This is a genomic window from Rhizobium sp. P28RR-XV, assembly GCF_012641385.1.
GTDB lineage: Bacteria > Pseudomonadota > Alphaproteobacteria > Rhizobiales > Rhizobiaceae > Rhizobium.
In genome coordinates this window covers 21,260-27,901 of sequence record NZ_JABAIG010000029.1, presented here as the reverse complement: position 1 = coordinate 27,901, position 6,642 = coordinate 21,260, and the positions used below count along the sequence as shown (strand labels likewise).

Annotated in this window: 6 protein-coding genes; all 6 read right to left on the bottom strand. The window is 60.0% G+C overall.

Annotation, left to right across the window (positions count from 1 at the left end):
- Positions 1 to 162: 162 nt before the first annotated feature.
- The 6 genes from dhaL (HGP12_RS33050) to HGP12_RS33025 all read right to left on the bottom strand — a co-directional run bounded on the left by dhaL (HGP12_RS33050) (position 163) and on the right by HGP12_RS33025 (position 6,605).
- Positions 163 to 819, bottom strand: a complete 657-nt coding sequence (gene dhaL, locus HGP12_RS33050) for a dihydroxyacetone kinase subunit DhaL (RefSeq protein ID WP_168843306.1) — start codon at positions 817 to 819, stop codon at positions 163 to 165.
- 52 nt (positions 820 to 871) lie between these two features.
- Complete coding sequence (locus tag HGP12_RS33045) at positions 872 to 2,968, bottom strand: bifunctional sugar-binding transcriptional regulator/dihydroxyacetone kinase subunit DhaK (RefSeq protein WP_168843307.1); 2,097 nt, start codon at positions 2,966 to 2,968, stop codon at positions 872 to 874.
- 132 nt (positions 2,969 to 3,100) lie between these two features.
- The gene (gene dhaL, locus HGP12_RS33040; RefSeq protein WP_168843308.1) at positions 3,101 to 3,742 is read right to left on the bottom strand and encodes a dihydroxyacetone kinase subunit DhaL; all 642 of its coding nucleotides are present in this window, start codon (positions 3,740 to 3,742) and stop codon (positions 3,101 to 3,103) included.
- Positions 3,743 to 3,755: 13 nt separating this feature from the next.
- Positions 3,756 to 4,748: a dihydroxyacetone kinase subunit DhaK gene (locus HGP12_RS33035; protein WP_168843309.1), complete on the bottom strand. Its 993-nt coding sequence runs from the start codon at positions 4,746 to 4,748 to the stop codon at positions 3,756 to 3,758.
- A gap of 33 nt (positions 4,749 to 4,781) precedes the next feature.
- The gene (locus HGP12_RS33030) at positions 4,782 to 5,555 is read right to left on the bottom strand and encodes an SDR family oxidoreductase (protein WP_168843390.1); all 774 of its coding nucleotides are present in this window, start codon (positions 5,553 to 5,555) and stop codon (positions 4,782 to 4,784) included.
- A gap of 60 nt (positions 5,556 to 5,615) precedes the next feature.
- A complete protein-coding gene (locus HGP12_RS33025; protein ID WP_168843310.1) occupies positions 5,616 to 6,605 on the bottom strand; it encodes a substrate-binding domain-containing protein in 990 nt (329 codons plus the stop codon).
- Positions 6,606 to 6,642 lie beyond the last annotated feature (37 nt).

Here is a 6,642-nt window from a genome sequence, read left to right as displayed (position 1 = left end):
CTCGCACAGTCGAAGCGACATGGCGCAAGGCTGGTGAAATGCTCGACTGCTTCTCGCCAGCCGAATGCGCAAACTACCTCACAAACTCAGGATATGCTTCCGTATGAAAGCAGCAGGCTCTAGCGCAATTCGAGAGTTACGCTCGACGTGCGTCGGTTGCCCTCAACCACTCGCCTTACCCTCCACGAACGTATCCCGCATCGCCCGCAAAATAATCACCGCCGAAGCCGCCCCGGGGTCGATATGTCCCAGAGACCGCTCGCCCAGCCGCGCAGCGCGGCCGCGGGCGGCGATCATGGAGCTTGTGGAGTCCGCCCCGGTTTCAGCAGCTTCGACGATATTGTTCCACATGACGGCAACATCGCGTGAACCTGCCTTCACATCGATGGCGGCTTCTGCGGCGGGGATCCAGGCGTCGAGCATGGTCTTGTCGCCGCGCTGGCCTTTACCGCGTTGCTGGATACCGGCGCGCATCTCTTCGACGATCATCGCCTGACAGGCAGGCGAAAGGGACTCGTCCGTTTTCAATGCCTGCGACGCACGGCGAAAAGCTGTGGCATAGAGCGGACCCGTCGATGCGCCGACGGCATCCAGAAAGGCGGAGGCTGCGATGGAGAAGATTTCCGAGGGCAGGGCCTGCGCGAGATCGAGCTTTGAGAGTTCTGCATTCACCGCCATGAAGCCGAGGGACATGGTGATGCCGTGATCGGCATCACCGATCGCCCCGTCCAGCTCTGAAAGCCGGTCCTTCTCGGCATTGATCGCGATCGATATGCGCTGGAACATGGTGCCCAGGCATCGCGCGGCTTTTTCCGACATCGTCTTCCTCCCGATCCCAGCAGTTTCAGAGCTACTGGGCACATTCTTATGTTCATCCGACCTTCAAAGCGAAGGTGTCGCATGGATGGTGCAGCATCTCAGTCAGTTTCTGGTCGAGATGCAGGATGGATATGGATGCGCCGACCATGTCGAGCGATGTGCAATAATGCCCCACCCAATTCGCCTCGATCTTGATGTCCTTGGCGCTCAGCCTTTGCTCGACGCGCCGGAACAGGATGTAGAGCTCCATCAATGGCGTCGCGCCGAAGGAGTTGATCAGGACGGCAACACGATCACCCGCAAGGGGCTTCATTTCGGAAAAGATCCGGTCCATCACCCGGTCGGTGATCTCGTCGGCGGTCATCATCTTTTCGCGGGTGACGCCGCGTTCGCCGTGAATGCCCATGCCGAACTCGATATCGTCGGGGCCGATCTCGAAATTGTGGCGTCGCGTCTGCGGCAGCGAGCAGGGCTCCAGTGCGACCCCCATGGTGAAGGTCCGGTCATTGGCCTTGCGAGTAATCGCCTCGCAGGTGTCGAGTGAGAGGCCTTTGTCGCAGGCGGCGCCTGCGATCTTGAAGATGAAGAAGTTACCGGCAACGCCGCGCCGTCCTTCGCGATCCTCGATCGGCGACGAGGAGATATCGTCTGTTGTCAGCACGGTGCGGACGTCGATCTGCTGTTCCTGCGCCATTTCCGCAGCCATTTCGAAGTTCATGACGTCACCGGCATAATTGCCGTAGACGAAGAGCACGCCTTCGCCGCCTGAGGACGCTTTGGCGCATTCGAGGATCGGCGTCGGTGGTGGCGAGGAAAAGATGTTGCCAATGGCGACGGCATCGGCAAGACCCTTGCCGACATAGCCGAGAAAACAAGGCTCATGCCCAGTGCCGCCGCCGATCACCAGGCCGACCTTACCGACCCTCGGACCGTTTCGCGCCATCAGCGCCCGGTTCGATCCCTTGATCGGTGCAATATGCGTGGCATGCGCCTTGACGAGGCCCTCGAGCATCTCGTCGACAACATCATCGGGATTGTTGAGGAATTTCTTGATATGCGTCCGGTAGCTGCTGGGCAATGAGAGGCTGTTATCGATCCTTGGACGTTGCTGGGATTTCGGATCGAATTCGGTGACGCCGTCCGCATTCAGAATGCCGCGCCCCGTGGCAGCATCGGTAATGAGCACGTTGATATAACCGCCGCGCAAGGCAGCGAGGATCGCCGGCACTTTGTCGAAGCCGCCGGCAACGGCGATCCGCAGCCCGATGGACTTCAGCATGTTGAGGGATATGCCGACGGTGCGATCGTCAAGCGGGCCTGCAATCGGCTGACCTTTCGCATCGATGAAGCGACCGGCGAGAACGCCGACGGCATTCTTTGCCAGATAATCCTGCAACGAAACCGACTCGAAGAAGCCGCTGCTATGGATCGTCGAGTTCGGCCGCAGCGACGCGATGCCGAAGATGGCCTTGTTGGCCTTGGACAGCATCGCAAACTGATCCTCAACCAGCGGCTCCCGCAGTAATATGTCCCGAACCTCGGGAGCCGAGACGATGGCGGGCGCTGTGATATTGATGAGCTTGCCATCAGTCGCATTGGCAAAAGCTGCGGCGCAAAGCTCCGGCGTATAGGCAAAGCGCGCGCGCGTGCCGCCGGTTGCCTGAACGATGGTGACGTCCTGTAGGTTCGGTACATTGGCCTGCTCGGCAACGGCGAGGACCGTGCGGCCCCAAGCGACGGCAAGCGTGTCGCCGGATTTTAAGAGCCGGGCGATTGCCTGAGCGCCCGCGGTGCCGAGGCGGTCGATCAGCGGCCGCGAGCCGTCGTCGCTCGGGACGACAAGACAGTCATGCAGGCCGAAATGTCGCTTCAGTTCCTGGGCGATGGAGAGAGAGCTTAGCCGCGATGGCTCGAGCGAGATATTGACGATACCGCGGCTGCGAGCATCGGCCAGATAGCTGTTCACGGTCGCCCGCGAGATACCCATGATCTCGGCGATATCGCCTTGCGTCTTGCCATCTTCATAGTAAAGCCAGCAGGCCCAGACATAGGGATCGTCGCCATAGCGTAGCGGCATACTATCGGTTGCGTCCGGCGCACCCGCCTTGCTTGCACTATTTTTACCGACCGAAGATGCCTTGCCTGTCATGACGATTCACAATTCCCTTTTCCTGCCCGAGCATGGAAGCAATGGCGTATGTTTGCAAATGCTTCTTCGAGCGAGGGGCGGCCCGCGATCCCGTGGTGGAGCACGGGATCGTGTGAGCCTTGGGAGAGCCCTTTATGTCAGCCGCGCGCGCGCGCCGAGGGAAAGCTCCTTCAGGATGATCGCACAGGACGTAGCACCGGCATCCAGCACGCCAAGCGAACGTTCGCCCAGCCGGCTGGCGCGGCCGATCTTGGCAACGAGATTGAGCGTGGCGTCTCGGCCGGCCTCGGCGGCAGCGACTAATGCATCGAGCGCTTCCGCAAAAGATTTGCCGGCTGCATTCGTTGCATCGAACGCTTCGATTGCCGGAACCAGCGTATCGAGCAGCGTCTTGTCGCCGACCTTGGCGGAACCGATCGATTGGATGCCTTCGAGCCCAGCATGCAGCGCCTTGCTATAGGCCGCACTGTCGACCGCCTCGATGCCTTCGAGCTTTTCGGCAATCTCGGTGAACATGACGCCGTAAAGCGGACCCATGGAGCCGCCGATCTCGGTCATCAGCACCGTGCCCAGCGTGTCGAGCGACGTCGATAGCGACTGGTTCTTGCCCTTCAGGCGCTCCGATGCCATGCCGAAGCCCTTGGCCATGTTGACGCCGTGATCGCCGTCGCCGATCTTGCCATCGATCTCGCTTAGATAGGCCCGGTTTTCGACGATGCGCTCGGCCATCACCAGAACGATGTCGCCTGATGTTGCATTGTTGAATGTCTGCATGTGTACATCCCCCTCAGAGCAGCGTCGTGCACTTGACCTCGACGTCCAAAAGCTCCTTGAGCTCTTCGTCGAGCGCCATGACGGTCAGCGTCGCGCCGACCATTTCTAGCGACGTGAAGTAATTGCCGATATAGGTCTTGTAGATCTTCAGGCCCCGCTCGGAGATCTTCGCCTCGATCGTATCATTCAGGATGTAAAGCTCGTTGACCGGAGTGGCACCTAGGCCCGATACCAGGACGGCCACTTGCGTTCCGGCTGCCAGATTATGATCGTCGAGCACGATCTGGCACATGTCTTCGGCAATCTCCGCCGCCGTCTTTAGTGGTTCCACCCGAACGCCAGGCTCACCGTGATGGCCGATGCCGACTTCCATCGTACCGGGTTCGATCCGGAAATTCGGATGACCGACGGCGGGCAGGGTGCAGGGGCCAAGGCCGATACCGACGGAGCGGCAACGGTCGATCGCCTTCTGTGCGGCAACGCGGACTTCATCGAGGCTTGCGCCCTTGGACGCCTTGGCGCCGCCGACCTTCCACATGAAGATTTCGCCGGCCACGCCGCGGCGCTTCTCGCGCTCTTCGGGCGGTGCGGAGCAGACATCGTCGTTCGCAACGACGGTCGCGACTTCAATGCCATCCTTTGCAGCAAGCTTCATTGCCATCTTCACATTCATATTGTCGCCGGCATAGTTGCCGTAAAGGCAGATGACGCCGCGACCGCCATTGGCCTCGCGGATGGCATCATGGAAGCTCTTGGCCGTCGGTGACGAAAAGAGCTCGCCGACGGCGACCGCATCCAACATGTTCTTGCCGGCGTAGCCAATGAAGGCCGGCTCATGGCCCGAACCGCCGCCAGTGATCACGCCGACCTTTCCGGCATGCGGCGCATCCTTGGCCACCACGACGCGCGGATTTTCTGCCAGGCGTACGATGTCCGAGTGTGCCTTGATGAAGCCTTTTACAGTATCTTCAACGACTTCATCGGGATTGTTGATGAACCGCTGCATGGTCTCTCCTGTCGAATTGTCGAGCATCTGGGCTCAAAGAATGGTGTAGCCGCCGTCGATCAGAAGATCGGCGCCATTGATCATGTCCGCGCCGGACGAGGAGAGGAAAACAGCCGCGGCTGCGATCTCCTGCGGGAAGGCAAAGCGGCCGGTGGGGATGCGCTTCTTGGCGGCCTCACCCTTTTCGCCAGCCCAGGCCTTCTTGCCGAGCTCGGTCAGCACGATCGTCGGTGAGATGGTGTTGACGTTGATGCCATGCTTGCCCCATTCGGCGGCAAAGGTCTTGGACATGCCGATCACGCCGAACTTGGAGGCGCAATAGGCGACATGCTCTTCGATGGCGACGGTACCTGCCTGCGAGGCGAGATTGACGATCTTGCCGCCTTTGCCGGCCGTGATCATGGCGCGACCGACCGCCTGCGTGACCAGGAACGTGCCCTTGAGATTGATGTTGATCGTCTTGTCCCAGTAGTCGAGCGGCAGATCCTCGGCCGGTGCGAGGAAGACGACGCCGGCGCTGTTGACGGAGATATCGATTCCGCCGAAATGTGAGACGACATCGCTGACGGCCTTGGTGACGGAGGCCGGATCGGACACGTCGCAGACGAATGCTTCTGCGCCGCCGCCGATTTCGGATGCCTTGGCCTTTGCCATATCGACATTGATATCGAGAACAGCCACCTTCGCGCCCTTGGATGCGAAAGCTGCCGCGATGGCAGCGCCGATGCCGGAGCCACCGCCCGTAACAAGCGCTGTTTTGCCTGACAGCGGGAAATTCAAATCAATGTCTGGTGATGTCTCGGTCATCTTTTTCAAGCCTCTGTCTTCGGGGTACGGCGGGGCGGCAGTTCGCCCCGCCGCATTGTTTTACTTGCGGGTTTCGAGCAGCTTGTCGACATTGTCGGCCGTTACCGGCGTCCATGGGACATTGTAGTTCTTCTCCTTGCCGTCGTTGAACGGCATGTCGGGATACTGCGACCAGATCTTCGATTCCGGCTTGTAGTTGCCCTTCTTGGTGGCGAAGATCGCAAGATCGAGGGCGCCCTGGGCCTGCGCACTGGCATCCTGCAGGATCGAAGTCATCGTACCCTGCTTGACCGCGTGGAGCGCATCGGTAATGCCGTCGATACCTGCAATAGCGAAATCCTTGACGTTGAGCTTGGCAGCCTTGATCGCCTCGATCGCGCCGAGCGCCATCTCGTCATTCTGGCCGATGACGCCGTTGATCTGGCCCGGGTGCGAGGTCAGCCAGTTTTCCATCAGCGTCTGTGCCTCAGCGCGCGACCAATTGGCCGTCTGGTCTTCCAGCACCTTCACATTCGGGCACTCCGCAAGCGCCTTCTTGTTGCCTTCGAGGCGCGAGATCTGCGCGGACTGGCCGATCGGGCCTTCGAGGATGACGACATTGCCCTTGCAGCCAATCTTGTCGAGAACGGTCTTGGCTTCCATGTAACCGGAGATCGTGTCGTCGGAGCCGACATAGGAGGTCAGGAGATCGGAGTTGACGCGGGTGTTGGAGCCGACGACCGGGATACCGGCATCATGGGCTGCCTGAACGGCGGTCGCTGCCGCTTCGATATCGATTGGCACGAAGATGATGGCGTCGAACTTCTGCGTGATCATCGTGTTGACCTGCTCCTGCTGGACAAGTGCGTCATAGCGGCCGTCGAAGATGGTCAGGTCGACGTCACCGTTCTTGACGGCGGGATGCTCCTTCAGCGCTGCCGACCAGATCTGCATGAACTCGGCGTTGAGGCCATAGGGAGCAGCACCAATCTTCAGTTTCTTATCCTGCGCGAGAGACGGCGAAGCCAGAAGTGCGGTCGCGGCAGCAAGGGCAATCAGTAATTTTTTCATTATAAGTCTCCTCCATTGAAAGTCCGGCGGCCGTTGT